Source organism: Blastococcus haudaquaticus, from assembly GCF_900230285.1.
Taxonomy (GTDB): domain Bacteria; phylum Actinomycetota; class Actinomycetes; order Mycobacteriales; family Geodermatophilaceae; genus Blastococcus_B; species Blastococcus_B haudaquaticus.
In genome coordinates, this window is the sequence record NZ_OCNK01000002.1 from 792,625 (window position 1) to 808,812 (window position 16,188).

At 75.5% G+C, this 16,188-nt stretch carries 13 protein-coding genes and 1 riboswitch; of the genes, 1 reads left to right on the forward strand and 12 read right to left on the reverse strand.

The window, feature by feature from the left end:
• Positions 1-20 precede the first annotated feature (20 nt).
• From CRP30_RS10445 to CRP30_RS10490, 10 genes are all read right to left on the reverse strand, one after another.
• On the reverse strand, positions 21-1,235 hold the full coding sequence (locus CRP30_RS10445) for an HNH endonuclease signature motif containing protein (RefSeq protein WP_097183836.1): 1,215 nt from the start codon (positions 1,233-1,235) through the stop codon (positions 21-23).
• Positions 1,236-1,339: 104 nt separating this feature from the next.
• Positions 1,340-2,539 (reverse strand): S-methyl-5-thioribose kinase, encoded by a 1,200-nt coding sequence (mtnK, locus tag CRP30_RS10450; protein WP_143278439.1) that lies wholly within the window; start codon positions 2,537-2,539, stop codon positions 1,340-1,342.
• Positions 2,532-3,521: a nucleoside hydrolase gene (locus tag CRP30_RS10455; protein WP_097183838.1), complete on the reverse strand. Its 990-nt coding sequence runs from the start codon at positions 3,519-3,521 to the stop codon at positions 2,532-2,534. The genes mtnK and CRP30_RS10455 overlap by 8 nt, the downstream gene beginning before the upstream one ends.
• On the reverse strand, positions 3,518-4,477 hold the full coding sequence (locus tag CRP30_RS10460; protein ID WP_097183839.1) for an ABC transporter permease: 960 nt from the start codon (positions 4,475-4,477) through the stop codon (positions 3,518-3,520). The genes CRP30_RS10455 and CRP30_RS10460 overlap by 4 nt, the downstream gene beginning before the upstream one ends.
• A gap of 3 nt (positions 4,478-4,480) precedes the next feature.
• Positions 4,481-5,551, reverse strand: coding sequence for an ABC transporter permease (locus CRP30_RS10465; RefSeq protein ID WP_097183840.1), 1,071 nt, complete (start codon positions 5,549-5,551; stop codon positions 4,481-4,483).
• Positions 5,548-7,131 carry an ABC transporter ATP-binding protein gene (locus CRP30_RS10470; protein WP_097183841.1) on the reverse strand — a complete coding sequence of 528 codons (1,584 nt, stop codon included), beginning with the start codon at positions 7,129-7,131 and terminating at the stop codon, positions 5,548-5,550. The genes CRP30_RS10465 and CRP30_RS10470 overlap by 4 nt, the downstream gene beginning before the upstream one ends.
• On the reverse strand, positions 7,128-8,189 hold the full coding sequence (locus CRP30_RS10475; protein WP_097183842.1) for a BMP family ABC transporter substrate-binding protein: 1,062 nt from the start codon (positions 8,187-8,189) through the stop codon (positions 7,128-7,130). The genes CRP30_RS10470 and CRP30_RS10475 overlap by 4 nt, the downstream gene beginning before the upstream one ends.
• A gap of 114 nt (positions 8,190-8,303) precedes the next feature.
• A riboswitch (SAM riboswitch) is annotated at positions 8,304-8,417 on the reverse strand.
• Positions 8,418-8,483: 66 nt separating this feature from the next.
• On the reverse strand, positions 8,484-9,224 hold the full coding sequence (gene hemQ, locus CRP30_RS10480) for a hydrogen peroxide-dependent heme synthase (protein WP_097183843.1): 741 nt from the start codon (positions 9,222-9,224) through the stop codon (positions 8,484-8,486).
• 346 nt (positions 9,225-9,570) lie between these two features.
• A complete protein-coding gene (locus CRP30_RS10485) occupies positions 9,571-10,098 on the reverse strand; it encodes a YceI family protein (RefSeq protein ID WP_200814654.1) in 528 nt (175 codons plus the stop codon).
• Entirely contained in the window at positions 10,095-10,655 is a 561-nt protein-coding gene (locus tag CRP30_RS10490; RefSeq protein ID WP_097183844.1) for a hypothetical protein, read from the reverse strand. Before CRP30_RS10490 ends, CRP30_RS10485 begins: the two co-directional genes overlap by 4 nt.
• 162 nt (positions 10,656-10,817) lie before the next feature.
• Between CRP30_RS10490 and CRP30_RS10495 the strand changes: the two genes are divergently transcribed.
• Positions 10,818-13,664, forward strand: a complete 2,847-nt coding sequence (locus CRP30_RS10495; RefSeq protein WP_200814655.1) for an ATP-binding protein — start codon at positions 10,818-10,820, stop codon at positions 13,662-13,664.
• On the opposite strand, the gene hemG is transcribed toward CRP30_RS10495, so the two are convergent.
• Both hemG and hemE read right to left on the reverse strand, forming a co-directional pair.
• Positions 13,661-15,040, reverse strand: a complete 1,380-nt coding sequence (gene hemG, locus CRP30_RS10500) for a protoporphyrinogen oxidase (RefSeq protein ID WP_097183845.1) — start codon at positions 15,038-15,040, stop codon at positions 13,661-13,663. The genes CRP30_RS10495 and hemG overlap by 4 nt on opposite strands.
• Positions 15,037-16,098 (reverse strand): uroporphyrinogen decarboxylase, encoded by a 1,062-nt coding sequence (gene hemE, locus CRP30_RS10505; protein ID WP_200814656.1) that lies wholly within the window; start codon positions 16,096-16,098, stop codon positions 15,037-15,039. The genes hemG and hemE overlap by 4 nt, the downstream gene beginning before the upstream one ends.
• Between the last annotated feature and the right edge of the window lie 90 nt (positions 16,099-16,188).

Consider the following 16,188-nt stretch of genomic DNA (forward strand, 5'->3'; position numbering starts at 1 on the left):
CGCACCGAGGCGGCTGTGATTTAGGGCCCGGCGCGGGTGAGGATCTCGGTGCCGTCGGGGCGGTAGGTGTGCCATCGGTCGGTGCCGGGATCCCGCCGGATGCCGAACCGCCCTTCGTGCACAGAGGTGTGGTGGCGTTCGCAGAGCAGCGCACCGTTGTCGCAGTTCGTCGGGCCACCGTGTGCCCAGTGGACGACATGGTGGAAATCGCACCACTCGGGCAGGGCGTCGCAGCCGGCGAACACGCAGTGCTCGTCGCGGACCTCGACCGCCCGCCGGATCCCTGCGCTGGGTGCGCGCTGCTCACGGCCGGAGTCCAGCGGCAGGCCGCTCGGGCCGGTGATGATGCGCGAGACGCCGGCATCGCACGCCAGCCGCCGCGCCGTCTCCGGGTTGATCGGACCGGCCCATCCCAGGGACCCGCCCCAGAACCCGGCCGCGCCACGCTCCGCGCACAGCGCCATCAGGTCGATGGTGACCCGCACGTGCGGGCGTTCCCCGCGGACGGTCGGCAGCCCGCCGGCGTCCAGGGCGCCGCGGGCGAGCGCCACCAGCGCCTCACCCTGTCGTTCGGCGTGCGAGCGCAGGTCGCCGGCCGGGCGGTCGCCGTTCATCAGCGCCCCGAGGGCGGTGTGCAGGTACTCCCCACCGGCGGCGTCGAGTTCGCCGCGCAGGTGCACCCGACCGTCCAGGCCGGTCGCCATGGTGAAGCGGCGGCGGGTGTCGGCGGCGTCGTCCAGCGTCCCGTCGGGATCCACCCCGGCGACCCAGGCCTTCACCCCGCGGGCGGTCTCGTGCGGCGCCGTCGCCCGGGCCAGGTCGGCCAGGATGCCGTCGGTCTCGGCCAGGTCGATGCCGGCGTCGGCGGCCTTCGCCAACCGGTCGGGCGTCATGGCCCGTGTGATCACCCGGGCGTGCGCGGCGCCGATCTCACCGGCGGCGAACGCCGCCGACGTCGCCGGCAGCTGCTCCAGCCGCCGACCGGTGGACACCGTCGCCGTCGCCACCTCCGGGGCCATCCGGCAGCTGCCGCGCAGCCAGGCCTTCATCGACACGGCCCCGTCCCGCTGATAGGCCTCCCGCGTGTCGGCCGCCCGGACCACGGACGTCAGCGCCGCGGCGATCCGGTTGCTCGCCGTGACCAGCTCAGCCGTCAGGTCCAGCAGCGCCTCGGCGGACAGTTCAGCGAGGTCGATCCCGGCCAGCTCATCCAGGGCCGAACGCAACTCCGACACGTCCGACCCCCTCTCCCCACGGCTCCTACCGACACCCCGACAGTAGGCAGGGGGTACGACAGAAACCGCAGGTCAGAGGCGGAAAGGACCCGCAAAGTCGAAAGTCAGCGGCCGGTCACCAGCGCCGCAACCACCGCGGGATCGGGCTCGCCGCCCGGGCCGCGGAACGCCCCCCGGTCCAGCAGCAGCGCCCGCGCGGCCCGCAGCACGACCGCGCTCGCCGGGCCAGGGTCGGGCAGCGTCTCCAGGTCCTCGGCGTGCGAGTAGCCGGCGACCCGGCGGACCAGTTCCACGGCGGCGAACCCCAGGGTGTCGTCCCACACCGACGCGAGGTGGCGACGCAGCCAGCCCTCGTCGAGGAAGCCGTCGACCCGGTCGGGCCAGCCCGCGTGCCAGGCGGCGGTGAACGCCGTCCAGAGGACGCGGGCCTGCCCGGCGTGCTCGGCGGCCAACTCCCCGTCATCGAGCGCGGAGGCCCGGGCGGCCGCGATCAGCGCGTTGGCCAGGTACAGGCCCAGGTCGAGCCCGATCGGCCCGACGACGGCGAACTCGGGGTCGATGACCCGGACCACCGCGACGCCGTCCCGCTCCCCCACCATCACGCTGCCGGAGTGCAGGTCGCCGTGCACCAAGGCCTCCGCGCGGGTGGCGAACGCCGCGCGCAGCGCCGAGACCTCGGTGCGCACCGCGCGATCCGCCCGCAGCGCCGCCACGTCGTCGGTCAACGACGGGTGCGCGCTGTTGTGCTCGTGCTCGAGGAAGGGCTCCGACAGCAAGTACTGCTCGGTGACCTCGGCCAGCACCGGGTTCACCGACGCGGCGAGCAGGGCGGCCCGGTCGGCGGCCGACGCCCCGGCCACGCTGGTCGCGAAGGTGACCCGCCCGATCAGGTCGCCCACCTGCGTGGAGGTGTCGCCGAAGCGGGCGCCCCGGGTGAGGGCGCCGCGCAGCACGACGAGGTCGGAGAGGTCCTCCATCGTGAACGCGAAGCGCTCCGGGTCGACGTCGACGACCACGGGCGTCTGCTCCGGCGCGAAGCGGGCGAACGTGGCCAGCGCCCGCGCCTCCACCATCGCTCGCTCGGGGCTCATCGGCGCGGACGGTCCGAGCACGCGGATCCACGGGGGCGCCTGCTTGACCGCCAGACCGGTACCGCCGTCGTCGGGGACGGCGACGAAGACCCGGTTCATGTTGCCGTCGCCGACCTCGCGCACGGTGCCGCTGCTGCCGGGGGCGACCAGCCCCCGGGACAGCAGGTACTCCCAGACGTCGGCGGCCTCGAGCACCACCCCGGCGTCAGCCACGGGTGCCCGCCAGGACGGCGAGGAAGTCGCCCAGGAAGCCGGCGGCGTCCACCCCGGTCACCACGGTCGTCCGCGGCGCGGTGCGGGCCTCTTCCTGCGCGAAGGGCACCGGCAGTCCTTCGGCGGTGCGCAGCAGGTGCGCCCGCGACAGCCGGCCGTCGGGGACCACCGCTACCGGCCCCTCGAGGAAGGAGGTGATCCACCGCGGCTCGACCAGCAGGCCGGCGGCGAGTCCGTCCCAGGCCGGCGAGACCCGCCGTCCCCACGCGTACTGGTAGAAGTCCATGTAGGACTCCAGCACCGCCGCGGTGAACTCCCCGCCCGGCGTCCCGCTGCGGTGCAGCAGCTGCACGGCGGCCTCGTCGACGACCGTCGTGACGCCCACGTTGACCCCAACCATGACCAGCCGGCTGCGGGGCGCGGCGAACACCGCGCGCGCCGCCTCGGGATCGTTGCTCACGTTCGCGTCCACGATCTGCGCCACGCCCAGCGGCGGGAACGGCCCGGAGCCGCCCATGAGCACGGTCGAGCGGAACTTGGTCAGCACCAGCGGGTCCAGCTCCAGCGCCAGCGCGACGTTGGTCAGCGGACCCAGCGGCAGAAGGTCGTACCGTCCGGGCGCGGAGTTCGCCAGCTCGACGAGGTACTCGGCCGACGAGCGGTCCACCACGGCCGGCGACGGACGCTCCAGTCCGAGGTCGCCGAGCCCGTCCGCGCCGTGGACGTAGGGCGCCAGGCTGGCCGGACGCCCGTCGACCGGGCCGGCCGCGCCCGCCGCCACCGGCACGTCCTCGAGACCGGCCAGGCGCATGACCAGCCCGATGTTGAGCAGGGCGTCGTCCACGCTGCAGTTGCCGAAGACCGAGGTGACCGCGGCGACCTCCACGTCGGGCCGTCCGGCCAGGTAGAGCAGCGCCAGGGCGTCGTCGATCCCGGTGTCGGTGTCGACGACCACCTGCAGCGGTGCGGTAGAGCCGGTCAACGAGTCTCCTCGGGGTGGACCACGGCTTCGGGATGGGCGGCGCTGACGGCCGCCACGGGATCGACGTCGCGGAGCCGGCGGCGCACGCGCAGCCGGGAGGCGACCAGGACGATCAGCGTGACCAGGTACGGCGCGGCGTCGGTGAGCTGCTGCGGCAGGCCGACTCCCTGCAGCCGGAAGCCCCACGCCTCCGCGGCGCCGAACAGCAGGCACGCCCCCAGCACGAGCAGCGGCCGGTTCGCGGCGAGCATGACGGCGGCGACGGCGACCCAGCCGCGCCCGGCGGTCATGTTCTCGGTGAAGGCCGTGACGTTGCCCAGCGACAGCTGCGCGCCGCCCAGCCCGCACAGCGCACCGGCCAGCAGCACGGTGACGTGCTGGTAGCGGGTCACCGAGACACCGAGGCTGGCGGCGGCCTCGGGGTGCTCCCCCACCCCGCGCAGCCGCAGCCCGGTCGAGGTGCGGTTGAGCCACAGGGACGCCGCGACGGCGAGGAGCAGTGCCAGTGGCACGAGGAGTGTCTGCCCACCCAGCAACGCGCCGAGCACCGGGATGCCGTCGAACACGTCGAGGTCGGGCAGCCCCGCCAGACCGGTCGGCGCGAAGGTGCCGGTCGCGTCCAGGAGCTCGCGGAGCAGGAAGCCGGTCAGGCCCAGAGCCAGCAGGTTCATGCCGACGGCGACGATGATCGGGTCGGCCCGCCAGCTGACAGCGCCGAGCGCCAGCACGCCGCTGAACACGGTCGTGGTGACGACGGCCGCCGCGACCCCGGCCCAGGCGCTGCCGGTCCACCAGCTGACCGCCACCGCGGTGAACGCGCCGCAGAGCAGCTGCCCCTCCAACGCGATGTTGAAGACGCCGGCCCGCCCGCACAGGGCACTGCCCAGCGCGGCGAACAGCACGGGCGCGGACGACGTCAGGACGGCGGCGACGAACGCGAGGGTGAAGACGTCCATGGGTCAGACCTTTCCGCCGACGGCGTCGCGTGCGCGCCGGGCGACCCAGCGGGCGGCGAGCACCCGCAGCGCGAGCACGAGGATGACCACCGCCTGCAGGACCTGGCCGAGCTGCCGGGGCACGTCGACGTCGCGTTCCATGCCGGCCGAACCGACGGTCAGCACGGTGAACAGCGCCGCGGTCAGCGGCAGCAGCGCCGGCCGCCCGCCGGCCAGCAGCGCGGCCGCGATCCCGGCGAAGGTGTAGCCGGGTGCGGTGAGCGCGTCGTCGATGAACCGGAACGGCTGGCTCATCACGATGATCGCCCCGGCGAGGCCGGCGACGGCCCCGGCGGCGACGAGCGTGCCCAGGGTCAGCCGCGGCACCGACAGGCCGCCGTACGCGGCGAACCCGCGGTTGGCGCCCGCCACCCGGATCTCGTAGCCGACCGGGGTGCGGGAGTCGACGCGCACCGCCAGCAGGAGCACCAGGACCACGACCACGAGGCCCGCGTTCGTGTAGCTCGTCCCCGGAAAGGACGGCAGGTGCGCGGCATCGGGGAGTCGGGACGTCTGCGGCACCGCCGAGCCGCGCTCGGCCAGCGGGAAGCGGACGAGGTAGGAGGTCAGGGCCACCGCCGGCGCGCTCAGCAGCAGCGTCGAGATGATCACCGGCACGCCCGCGCGGGTGGACAGCGGCGCGGAGACCGAGGCGAGCGCGGCACCGCCCAGTGCACCGGCGACCAGGCAGACCGGGAGCAGCACGATCGCCGGGGCCGGCAGGTAGAGCGCGACGACGGCGGCGGAGATGCCGCCCAGTGCGAGCTGCCCGTCCCCGCCGAGGTTGTACTCGCCCATGCGCGCGGGGACGGCGAAGGCGAGGGACATCGCGAGGATGGCCGTGAACGAGGCGACGGCGAAGTCGATGTTGCTGACGCTCAGGGCGCCGCGGACCATCGCGTCGTAGCCGCGCAGCGGGTCCACCCCCGCCACGGCCATGACGACGGCGCCGACCAGCAGCGCCACCACCACCGCACCCAGCGGGACCAGCGCCGCCGGTGCGGCCAGCCGGAGCCGGGCGACGAGCCCGCTCACGAGCCCGCCCGGGAAGAGCCGTCGTCGGGCCGGGTCGCGTGCACCATCGCCGCGCCCAGCACCTCCTCGGTCGCGTCGGCCGCGTCGAGGTCCGCGGTCACCACGCCGTCCAGCATGACGAGCACGCGGTCGGCCAGCGCGCGCAGCTCGCTGATCTCGTAGGAGACCAGGAGCACCGCGCCGCCGCGGGCGCGGTAGTCCAGAAGCAGCCGGTGGATCTCCTCCCCCGCGCCGACATCGACACCCTGCGTCGGCTGCTCGACCACCAGGAGCGGCGCCTCGTGGTGCAGCTCGCGGGCCAGGACCACCTTCTGCGCGTTGCCGCCCGACAGCGACGCGAGCGGCGCGTTCACCCCGGCCGTCTTCACCCCGAGCCGGCGGACCAGCTCACCGGCCTGGGCGCGCACCGCGCGGGGCGAGAGCCGCGCCCGGCTCCCGAGCGGAGGGGTGCGGTGGTGGCCCAGCGCCAGGTTGTCGGCGACGGAGAGGCTCGCCGCGGTACCCATCCCGGGCCGGTCCTCCGGCACGTAGGCGATCCCCCGCCCGCGGCGCTCGCGCACCCCGAGGCCGGCGAGGTCCTGCCCGTGCAGCAGCACGCTGCCGCCGTCCGGGGAGCGCAGCCCGAGCACGGACTCGACCACCTCGCGCTGCCCGTTGCCGGAGACACCCGCGATGCCGACGACCTCGCCGGGTCGCACCTGCAGCGACACCCCGTGCACCCCGGCCGCACCCGGCGCCGCCGCCAGGCGGAGGTCGCTCACCTCGAGCACCGGTTCCCCGCTGACGGCGCCGCGCGGGTTGACGGCGGGCTTCAGGCCGCGGCCGATCATCGCCTCGACGATCTCGCCGGCCGTCGTCCGGGCCGTCTCCAGCCGGGCGGACACCACGCCGTCGCGGAGCACCGTCACGCGGTCGGTCGCCTCGAGCACCTCGCGGACCTTGTGGGTGACCAGCGCGACGGTGGTCCCCTGGGCTGCCATCGACCGCACGACCGCGAAGAGGGAGTCCACCTCGCCCGGGGTCAGGACGGCGGTCGGCTCGTCGAGGATGAGCACCTCCGCCTGCCGGTGCAGCGCCTTGAGGATCTCCACGCGCTGGCGCACCCCGAGCGGCAGCGTGTCCACCCGCGCCGACGGGTCGACGTCCAGGCCGAAGCGCCCGGCGAGCTCGGTGACCCGCTGCTCGGCCGCCCGGCGGTCGTACACGCCCCACCGGCCGGGCTCCGCTCGGTAGACGACGTTCTCGGCCACGGTCAGCGAGCCGAACAGCCGGAAGTGCTGGTGGACCATGCCGAGGCCGGCGTCGATCGCGTCCAGCGGGGAACGCAGCCGCAGCTCGCGCCCGTTCCGCAGGACCGCACCGGCGTCGGGACGCTGCAGCCCGTAGAGGACCGACATCAGGGTCGACTTGCCGGCGCCGTTCTCGCCGACGACGGCGTGGACGGTCCCCCGCTCGAGGACGAGATCCACGCCGTCGACGGCGAGCACCGGACCGAACCGCTTGGTGATGCCACGCAGCTCGGCCGCGGGGGTGTCCGCCCCCGCGGCCGGGCGCGCGTCGTCCGGGTGCAGGTCGGTCATCCAGCGGCCGGGTCGTCCACGGTCACGGTGCCGTCGATGATCTGCTCCTGGACCTCGCGGACCTGCTCGATGACGTCCGGGCGGTCGGCGATGAGGCAGCCGGAGGAGTCCACGTCGTCCTCCAGGGCGGTGAGGCCCACGCCGTCCTCGGCGAGGCCGTAGACCTGGAAGCCGCCGGTGTTGCCGTCGAGGATCTCGGTCACCGCGCCGGCGAGCGCGACGTCCACGTTCTTCAGCACGTTGTCCACGACCTGCCCGGGCGCGGATGCGCACTCGTTGACGTCGACGCCGTACGCCTGGAAGCCGCCGGCCGTGGCGACCTCGAAGGCGCCCACGTTGCTGCCGGACGCCGCGAGCAGCACCTGGTCCGCCCCCTGGTCGGCGAGCACCTGGGCCTGCGCCTTGCCGCGCGCCGGGTCGCCGAAGGGGTTGTCACCGCCGACGAACAGCGGGGTGGAGGTGACCGTCGCGTCGACGCTGGCCGCGCCGGCGGCGAATGGGTCGACCCAGCGGCGGATGAAGGGCGTGTCCAGCGCGGCGACGACGCCGATCTGCTTGGTCTCGCTGAGCAGGCCGGCCTCGACCCCGGCGAGGTAGGCGGCCTCGTGCTCACGGAAGGCGGCGCAGGTGACGTTCTCCGGCTGCGGATCGGGGCAGCCGTCGACGAGCAGGAACTGCTGGTCGGGGTTGTCCAGCGGCACGGTCGCGAAGGCGTCCTGCAGGGAGAACGACAGACCCACGACGATGTCCGGCTTCTCGCGGACCGCGGCCTCGACGTTCTGCTGGATCGAGGTGGGGTCGGTGCTCTCGAACACGTCCAGCTCGAGGCCCTTCTCCTCCGCCACGTCCTCCGCGCCCTGGACGGCGAGCTCGAGGAAGTTGTTGCCGCCGACGGGGTTCGGCGTGATGACGATGATCGAGCCGGCGCTCTCCTCGCCACCCTCACCGCCCCCGGAGGAGCCGGAGTCGGCGCAGGCCGTCAGCCCCAGCACCGTCGCGAGCAGGGCTGCGGCAACCGGTCCGGAACGGCGGACGGTGCGGCGGGGGACGTCGTTCATGAGCTCTCCTTGACGGCGTGCGCCACGAGGTCCGCGGCACGAGGAACGGACACCCGGGCGGCACGCGCTGGAGAGGACGGGCGGGACGGTGCTGGTTCCACCGGGCTTCCCTCCGCTTCGTCCTTACCGGGACACGTCTCGTCCAGGTCAGGTCATCACCCGGGAGCACCCCGCGACGGAGAGGGTTGCCGGCCAGCGAGCCGGGGCTTGACGCTGGCACTCGAGACCGTCGGCGAAGCTAGCACGCGGCCCCGGCACCGCCGTCAGGAGGGCCGCGCCGTCAGGAGGGCGCCGCTACGCGAGGTCGCGGACGAGCTCCGCGATCGGCTTGCGGACGCCGGTGTAGAAGGGGATCTCCTCGCGGACGTGCCGGCGGGCCCGGCTGGCCCGCAGGTCGCGCATCAGGTCGACGATGCGGTGCAGCTCGTCGGCCTCGAAGGCCAGCATCCACTCGTAGTCCCCGAGACCGAACGAGGCGACGGTGTTCGCCCGCACGTCCGGGTAGGGGCGGGCCTGCATGCCGTGCTCCTTGAGCATGTCCCGCCGCTCCTCGTCGGGCAGCAGGTACCACTCGTAGGACCGCACGAAGGGGTAGACGCAGACGTAGCGCCGCGGCTCCTCGTCGGCGAGGAACGCGGGGATGTGGCTGCGGTTGAACTCCGCCGGACGGTGCAGCGCCATCTGCGACCAGACGGGGTCCAGGTGCCGGCCGACCGTGGTGCGACGCAGGCGCGTGTAGGCCTCCTGCAGCGCGTCCGGGGTCTCGGCGTGCCACCACACCATGACGTCGGCGTCGGCGCGCAGGCCCGCGACGTCGTAGGTGCCGCGGACGACGACGCCCTTGCCGGCGAGCTCCTCGACCAGGGCGACGGCCTCGTCGGCGGCGGCGGACCGCTGCTCGTCGGCGAGCGGGCGGGCCAGCCGGAACACCGACCACATCGTGTAGCGGATGCTGGCGTTCAGCTCGTTGGCCCGCTTGCCGATGCTGCGTTCCTCGGTCTGCTCACCGGTCGGATCGGTCCCCTGCTCACTCATGGGGCCATTGTCCCCCGCCGCCCGGCCGTTCCCGGTGTGCGGGGTGGGGATCCCGCCCCGATGGTCAACGGTGACCATGCGGGGCGGGGTTCATCGGACGACGAGCGTCAGCGCGCCGTCCGGCTCAGCTCCTTCTCCCGCTCGAGACGAGCGGTCCGCGCATCGCGGCAGCCCTCACAGGCAGCCATCGACACGTGGTGCCGCAGGCATCGGACGGGAGATGAGGACTCGATCGGGTGGGAATGGAACTCGTGCTGGGAACTCACACCCACCTGAACACCGGACGGGCCGCCGCGATGCCCCGGCGGGTGGTGGGCTGCACCACCCGCCGGGCCGTGCCCTCGGCTCACCCGGGGCAGGGGCAGCTCAGCCAGGCGTCGACGTCGATCTCCACCGTGCTCCCGATGAGGAACCGCGGGGCGCGGATGCCCACCGACCTGCGGTCGAGCGCCGCGGTGGCCCGGACCCGGACCCACCCGTCGGGCAGGACCTCCGCCACCCCCGTCACAGCCAGCGGCGCGGAGGTCCCCCGCACGTGCAGGACACCCTCCGCCGTCCACCGGCCGTCGTCGTGCCGGGTGAACCGGTCGGCGCCCCAGGTCATCGTCGGGTGCCGCTCGATGTCGAGCAGCCACGGCTTCCGCAGGTCGGCGTCCCGCTTCGCGATGCCCGTGTCGACGGTTCCCAGGTCCAGCTCCCCCACGACCCGCACGGGCGCGCCGGTCCCGTCCGTCTCCAGCTCGCCCCACCGGCAGGTCACCGAGCCGTGCACCGGCCGGCCGAGGTTGCGGACGGCGAAGGCGACCTGCGTCCGGCTGTCGGAGACCGTCCACACACCGGCCGTCGGGGCGGGCGCCCGCACGGTGGCGGTCACGACGGCACCTCCGCCGGGATGTCGGCCCGCAGGATGCGACCGAGTTCCACCCGGTCGGGGCCGGGCAGCAGGGTGGGGTCCTCGCCGGGCAGCAGCGGCGCGCGCATGATCCGGGCCTGGACCTCGGTGTGGGTCTCCATGCCGGTCGCCAGCCCGACGACCAGGATGCGGTCGTCGGCCGACCGGAACACCAGCACGCCGACCAGGCCGTCGACGTCGCGGACGGCCGGGTGGATCCGCTCGCGCCCGCCGCGCTCCGCGGCCCGCGCGACGGCCGGGTCCCCGGCCGAGTTGACCCAGGTCAGCATGGCGAACAGCGGGGTGCGACCGGCGGCGACGCCGTCGAGGCGGTCGACCATTCCGTAGGTGCGGGTGCCGGTCGGCGCCTGCGCCTCGTCTCGCCACAGCGCGACGAGGGTGCCCTCGTCGCCGTCCCGGTGGTCGACGACGATCGCACCGGCCGGCTCCGGGCTCCCGGCGAGCGCGGTGCGGACGACGTCCTGCGGATCGGTCCCGGCGTCCGACGGACGTCGGTAGGGATGGACGGTGGCGTGCACGGGATGCCTCCTCGATCGGGGACCGGCGGTCCCGGTCCCGGCACGGGAGACGATCCGGCGGCGGCGACGCACGGACATCCGTACGACCACGGGTCGCTGCTACTGAGGTGCGGTACTGAAAGGCGGTACGCAGGACGCCCGTGCGCGTGGATACTCCGCGCCGTGGCCACCGCCACCCCGCCCGCCGACGGCGATGCCTTCGTCGGCCGTGCAGCCGAGCTCGGGCAGCTGTCGGCCTGCATCGTCGCGGCCTCGGCCGGCCGGGGCGGCCTCCTGCTGCTCTCCGGCCCCGCCGGGATCGGCAAGACCCGCACGGTCGAGGAGGCGACGGCCGCCCTGCCCGCCGTCGCGTGGGGGCGCTGCGTCGACGATCCCGGGGCCCCGCCGCTGTGGCCCTGGCGCCGGGTCGCCCGCATGCTCCCCGAGGTCCGGTCCGCCGTGGCGCACGCGCTGTCGGGCATCGACCTGCTCGGCGAGGGGTCGGCCGACCCCGAGGCCGCCCGCTTCGCGCTGGTGGCGACCGCGACCGAGGCGCTGCTGGACGCCGCCGAGCCGGACGGCCTGGTCGTCGTCCTGGAGGACCTGCACTGGGCCGACGAGACCTCGTTGCGGCTGCTGCGGCACCTGGCCGGTGACCTGCAGCGCTCCCGGTTGCTGGTCGTCGGCACCTATCGCGATCCGTCGGGCGGGCCCGGCGCCCGCCCGCTGGACCGGATCCTGCCGGAGCTGTTGCGCTCGCCCGGCACCGTTGCCGTGCCCCTGGCGCCGCTCACCGAGGACGACGTCCGGCGGTACCTCCCTCGGGCGCCGGCCGAGGCGGTACGGGTCGCCCACCGGCGCAGCGGCGGCAACCCGCTCTACCTGCGGGCGGTCGCGCGGGCGCCCGCGGCGGCGTCCGGGGAGGGCGCCGCGGAGCAGGGCTCGACGGAGCTGCGGCACCTCGTCCGGACGACGCTCACGGCCCTGCCGCCCGGCGTCCTCGACCTGCTCGACATCGCCGCGGTCCTCGGCGAGGAGGTCGACGCCGGCCGGGTGGCGGCCGTGACCGGCCGGCCGGCGGGCGAGGTGCGCGCGGGGCTGGACGCCGCGGTGCGGGCCGGCGTCCTGACGGCGGTGCCGGACGCTCCCGGCCGGCGCAGGTTCGCCCACGCGGTGGTGCGGGACGCGATCTACGCCGATCTCTCCCCGAGCGCCCGTGAGGAGTGGCACCGCAGGGCCGCCGAGGCGCTGGAGCAGGTGGCCGGCGACGACCCGACGGCGGCAGGGCGCGTGGCCGGGCACTGGCTGCGGGCCGCCTCGGAGCGGGCCACCCTGCTGCGGGCGGCCCGGTGGGCGCGCCGTGCCGGCGAGTGGGCCACCCGCTCGCTGGCGTTCGACGAGGCCGCGCGCTTCCTCGCCATGGCGCTGGACGCCGCCGACCGTGCCGGCCCCGACCCCGGCGAGCGGGCCGAGCTGTTGCTGCAACTGGCGACGGCGGAGTTCCGGGCGGGCCGGTCCGGCGAGAGCCTCGAGCACGCCTCGGCTGCGTCCGAGGCCGCAGCCGCCTGCGGCCGGCCCGACCTGCTCGCGCCGGCCGCGCTCACCGTGCAGGACGTCGCCGCGCCCGGGTTCCCCCCGGCGGTCCTGCGCATGTGCGAGCGGGCGCTGGCGGACCCGGACACGGCGGCGCGACCGGCGCTGCGGGCCCGGCTCCTCGCCCAGTCGGCCTCGGTGCTGGCCGACGCGGGGCGGGTCGGCGCCTCGACGGCGCACGCCGCGGAGGCGCTGGCCCTCGCCGAGGAGAGCGGCGACCCGCTGGCGGTCATCGACGCGGTCCGTGCCCGCATGAAGGCCCATCCGACGGCGCTGCCGCGGGAGGAACGGCTCCGGCTCGGCCGCCTGGCGATCGACCACGCGGCCGCCACCGGGCAGCCGCTGGCCGAGCTGTGGGGCGCCAAGTGGCGGATCGACGCGGCGCTGGAGGGCGGCGACACGGCGACGGCCGAGGACGAGCTCGCCCGCATCACCGCCCTGGCGCGGCGCACCCGGCTGCCGCTGGTGCGGTGGCACGACCTGCGGCTGCGGGCGTCGGTCGCCGCCCTCTACGGCCGGTTCGAGGAGGCGCTCGCACTCAACGAGCAGGCCCGGGTCGTCGGGGCCACCGAGCTCGCCCAGGACCTGTCCGCCGCAGGCATGTCCGGTGCGTTCCTCTACCAGTACGCGCTGGTCACGGGGCGAGCGCTGGACCTGGACGGCGAGGCGGTCCTCCTGATGGACCTCGCCGACGACGTACCGATCGTCCAGGCGAGCCGCGCGGTCGTCGCCCTGGTCGGCGGCCGCCGCGAGGAGGCATCGGTCCGGTACGCGCAGCTGCGCCCGCGGATGACCGAGCCGGACTTCGTGGAGTCGGCCGGGGTGGCCGAGACGCTCGTGCCGCTGGTCGAGGAGTTCGGCGACGCGGAGGCGGCCGGAGCACTGACGCGGATCGTCGCCACCCTCGCCATGGACGCCGGCGGTGCGGGCGTCTACTGCTGCGGCTCGTTGGAGGTCCTGCTCGGCCGGCTGGCCGCCGTCCGCGGTGACTGGACCGAGGCGGTCGGGCACTTCGAGGAGGCGCTGCGGGTCGACACACGGACCGGTGCGCGGCCGGCTGCCGTCAACGACTCCGTCGGGCTGGCGGCCGCGCTGGTGGAGCGCGGCCGCACCGCCGACCTGCCGCGGGCGGTCGAGCTGGCGCGCTCGGCGCAGGCCGAGGCCCGCCGGCTCGGGATGCCCGGCCCCGCACGGCGGGCGGCCCTCCTGATCGAGGGGGCCGGCCGGGCGGCGCGTGCGGCCGACCCGCTGACCGTCCGCGAGCGCGAGATCGCGTCGCTGGTGGCCGCCGGGCTCACCAACCGCGAGATCGCCGGGCGGCTGTTCCTCTCGGCGCGCACCGTGGAGACCCACGTGCGGAACATCCTGACGAAGCTCGGGCTGGCCAACCGCACCCAGATCGCCACGCGCACGGTCGCGTCCGGGCCGCCGGGCTAGAGCAGGGATTCGACCGCGTGCTGCGCGTCGCGGATGCAGGCGGGCACGCCGACACCGCGGAAGGCCGCACCGGCGATCGCCAGCCCGGGGACCTCGCTGACGGCGGCGCGGACGGCGTCGACCCGGCCCTGGTGCCCCACCAGGTACTGCGGCAGCCCGCCGCCCCAGCGCACCAGCCGGGTCTGCAGCGGCTCGGGCCGGTCCAGCCCGAGCAGCTCGGCGACGTCGGCGACGACGGCCGCGGTGAGGTCGTCGTCGGAGCGCTGGAGCTCGGACTCGTCCCGGAACCGGCCGACCGACGAGCGCACCAGCACGGGGCCGCCCTCGGCGGCCAGGTGCGGCCACTTGGCCGACGAGACGGTCACCCCCTTCACCAGCCGCCCGGCGACCGGCGGCACGAGCAGCCCGGAGCCCGCGTCGACGTCCTGGGCCGGGAAGGCCATGGCCACCACGGCCATCGACGCGTACGGGATGCCCTGCAACGGCTCGACGGCGCCGGGCGCCGCGTCGGTCAGCAGCCGGGCGGCCTTCTGCGCCGGGGCGGTCACCAGGACGGCGTCCGCGGTCAGCAGCTCAGGGTCCGCCGCCGGTCCGATCGAGAGCTCGAAGCCCGCCGCCGTGCGCCGCAGCCCGTGCGCCGGGGTCCGCAGCCGGACGGTTGCGCCCGACGCGACGACCAGCGCCTCGGGCAGGGAGCCGATCCCGTCGGCCACCGTCGCGAACACCGGCCCGTCGGCGTCCCCCCGGCTGCGCGCGCCCGCGTCGCGGGACGCGGCCGCGGCGGCGAGGACCGAGCGGGCGGCGGGCAGGGCGGCGGCGAGGGCCGGCATCGTCGCCTGGAGGCTCAGCTCGTCCGCCCGGCCCGCGTAGACCCCACCCAGCAGCGGTTCCACCAGCCGGTCCACGATCTCGTCGCCGAGCCGCTCGCGGAGCAGGGTGCCCACCGCGACGTCGCCGTGCAGGACCAGCGGCGGCAGATCGGCCTCGGCCCGGACGCGGGCCACCCCCGCGGGCGAGAGGAAGCCCTCCAGGCCGTCGGCCGCGGCGGGCACCCCGAGGACCGTCCCGGCGGGCAGCCGGTGTCGGCCGTCGGCGAGCACCACCGACGCCTGCGTGGTCGCCGGCGCGACCAGTCGGTCGGCGAGCCCGAGGTCCTCGACCAGCCGGACGGCCTCGGGCACCCGGGCCAGGACCGCCTCGGGACCGGTGTCGTACCAGTGCCCGGCCAGCTCGACCCGGTGCAGCTTGCCGCCGATCCGGTCGCCGGCCTCCAGGACGACGATCTCGTCGTCGGGTCGACGGCGCCGCCACTCGAAGGCGGCGGCCAGACCGGTGATCCCGGCACCGACGAGGACCAGCCGACGGGGGCGGCTCATCGAGCCGAGAGCTCGTGCACCAGCTCCACGACGTGGGTCAGCACGCCCGGGTCGGTGTCGGGCAGCACGCCGTGGCCGAGGTTGAAGACGTGCCCGCGGGCGGCACGACCCTGCTCCACGACGCGGCGCACCTCGCGGTCGACGGTCGCCCGGTCGGCCAGCAGGACGGCGGGGTCGAGGTTGCCCTGCAGCGAGCGGCCGGGGCCGACCCGGCGGGCCGCCTCGTCCAGCGGGATCCGCCAGTCGACCCCGACGACGTCGGCGCCGGCGTCCCCGATCAGGGGCAGGAGCTCGCCGGTGCCGACACCGAAGTGGATGCGGGGCACGTCCCGGAAGCCGATCGCCTCGAACACCTCGCGCGAGTACGGCAGCACCCGCGCCTCGTAGTCGGCGGCCGACAGCACGCCGGCCCACGAGTCGAACAGCTGCACGGCGGAGACGCCGGCGTCCATCTGGACCCGCAGGAAGGTCGCCGCCGAGAGCGCCAGTCGCTCCATCAGCCGCGACCAGGCAGCCGGTTCGGCGTACATGAACGCCTTGGTGCGAGCGTGCTCCTTCGACGGACCGCCCTCGATCAGGTAGGTGGCCAGCGTGAACGGCGCTCCGGCGAACCCGATCAGCGGAGTCGGCCCCAGCTCGCCCACCAGCGACCGCACGGCCGTGGTCAGGAAGTCGAGGTGCGACGGGTCGAGCAGCGGCAGCGCGTCCACGTCGGCCGCCGTGCGCACCGGCTGGGCGATCACCGGCCCCACGCCGGGCTTGATGTCGAGGTCGACCCCGGCCACCACGAGCGGCAGCACGATGTCGGAGAACAGGATCGCCGCGTCCACGCCGTGCCGGCGGACCGGCTGGAGGGTGATCTCGGTGACCAGGTCGGGATCCTGGCAGGCGGCGAGCATCCCGGTGCCCGCCCGCAGCGCCCGGTACTCCGGCAGGGAGCGGCCGGCCTGGCGCATGAACCACACCGGGGTGCGGCTGACCGGCAGCCCCCGGGCGGCCCGCACGAGGTCGGAGTCGGACGGGACGGCCGACCGGATGGGGTCGGTAGCGGCACTCACGACCGCCGATCCTCCCAGACGACGGGGCGTCGCCGTCGTGCCGTCCGCGAGCGCCGGTCCGGGACGTCTGCGGCGCGTCGGGCGCGGTGT

Bases quoted from the DNA above. Each gene is read 5' to 3' on its own strand.
- CRP30_RS10460 (WP_097183839.1), bottom strand. From the start codon at position 4,477: ATGGACGTCTTCACCCTCGCGTTCGTCGCCGCCGTCCTGACGTCGTCC.
- CRP30_RS10470 (WP_097183841.1), bottom strand. From the start codon at position 7,131: ATGACCGACCTGCACCCGGACGACGCGCGCCCGGCCGCGGGGGCGGAC.
- CRP30_RS10475 (WP_097183842.1), bottom strand. From the start codon at position 8,189: ATGAACGACGTCCCCCGCCGCACCGTCCGCCGTTCCGGACCGGTTGCC.
- hemQ (WP_097183843.1), bottom strand. From the start codon at position 9,224: ATGAGTGAGCAGGGGACCGATCCGACCGGTGAGCAGACCGAGGAACGC.
- hemG (WP_097183845.1), bottom strand. From the start codon at position 15,040: ATGAGCCGCCCCCGTCGGCTGGTCCTCGTCGGTGCCGGGATCACCGGT.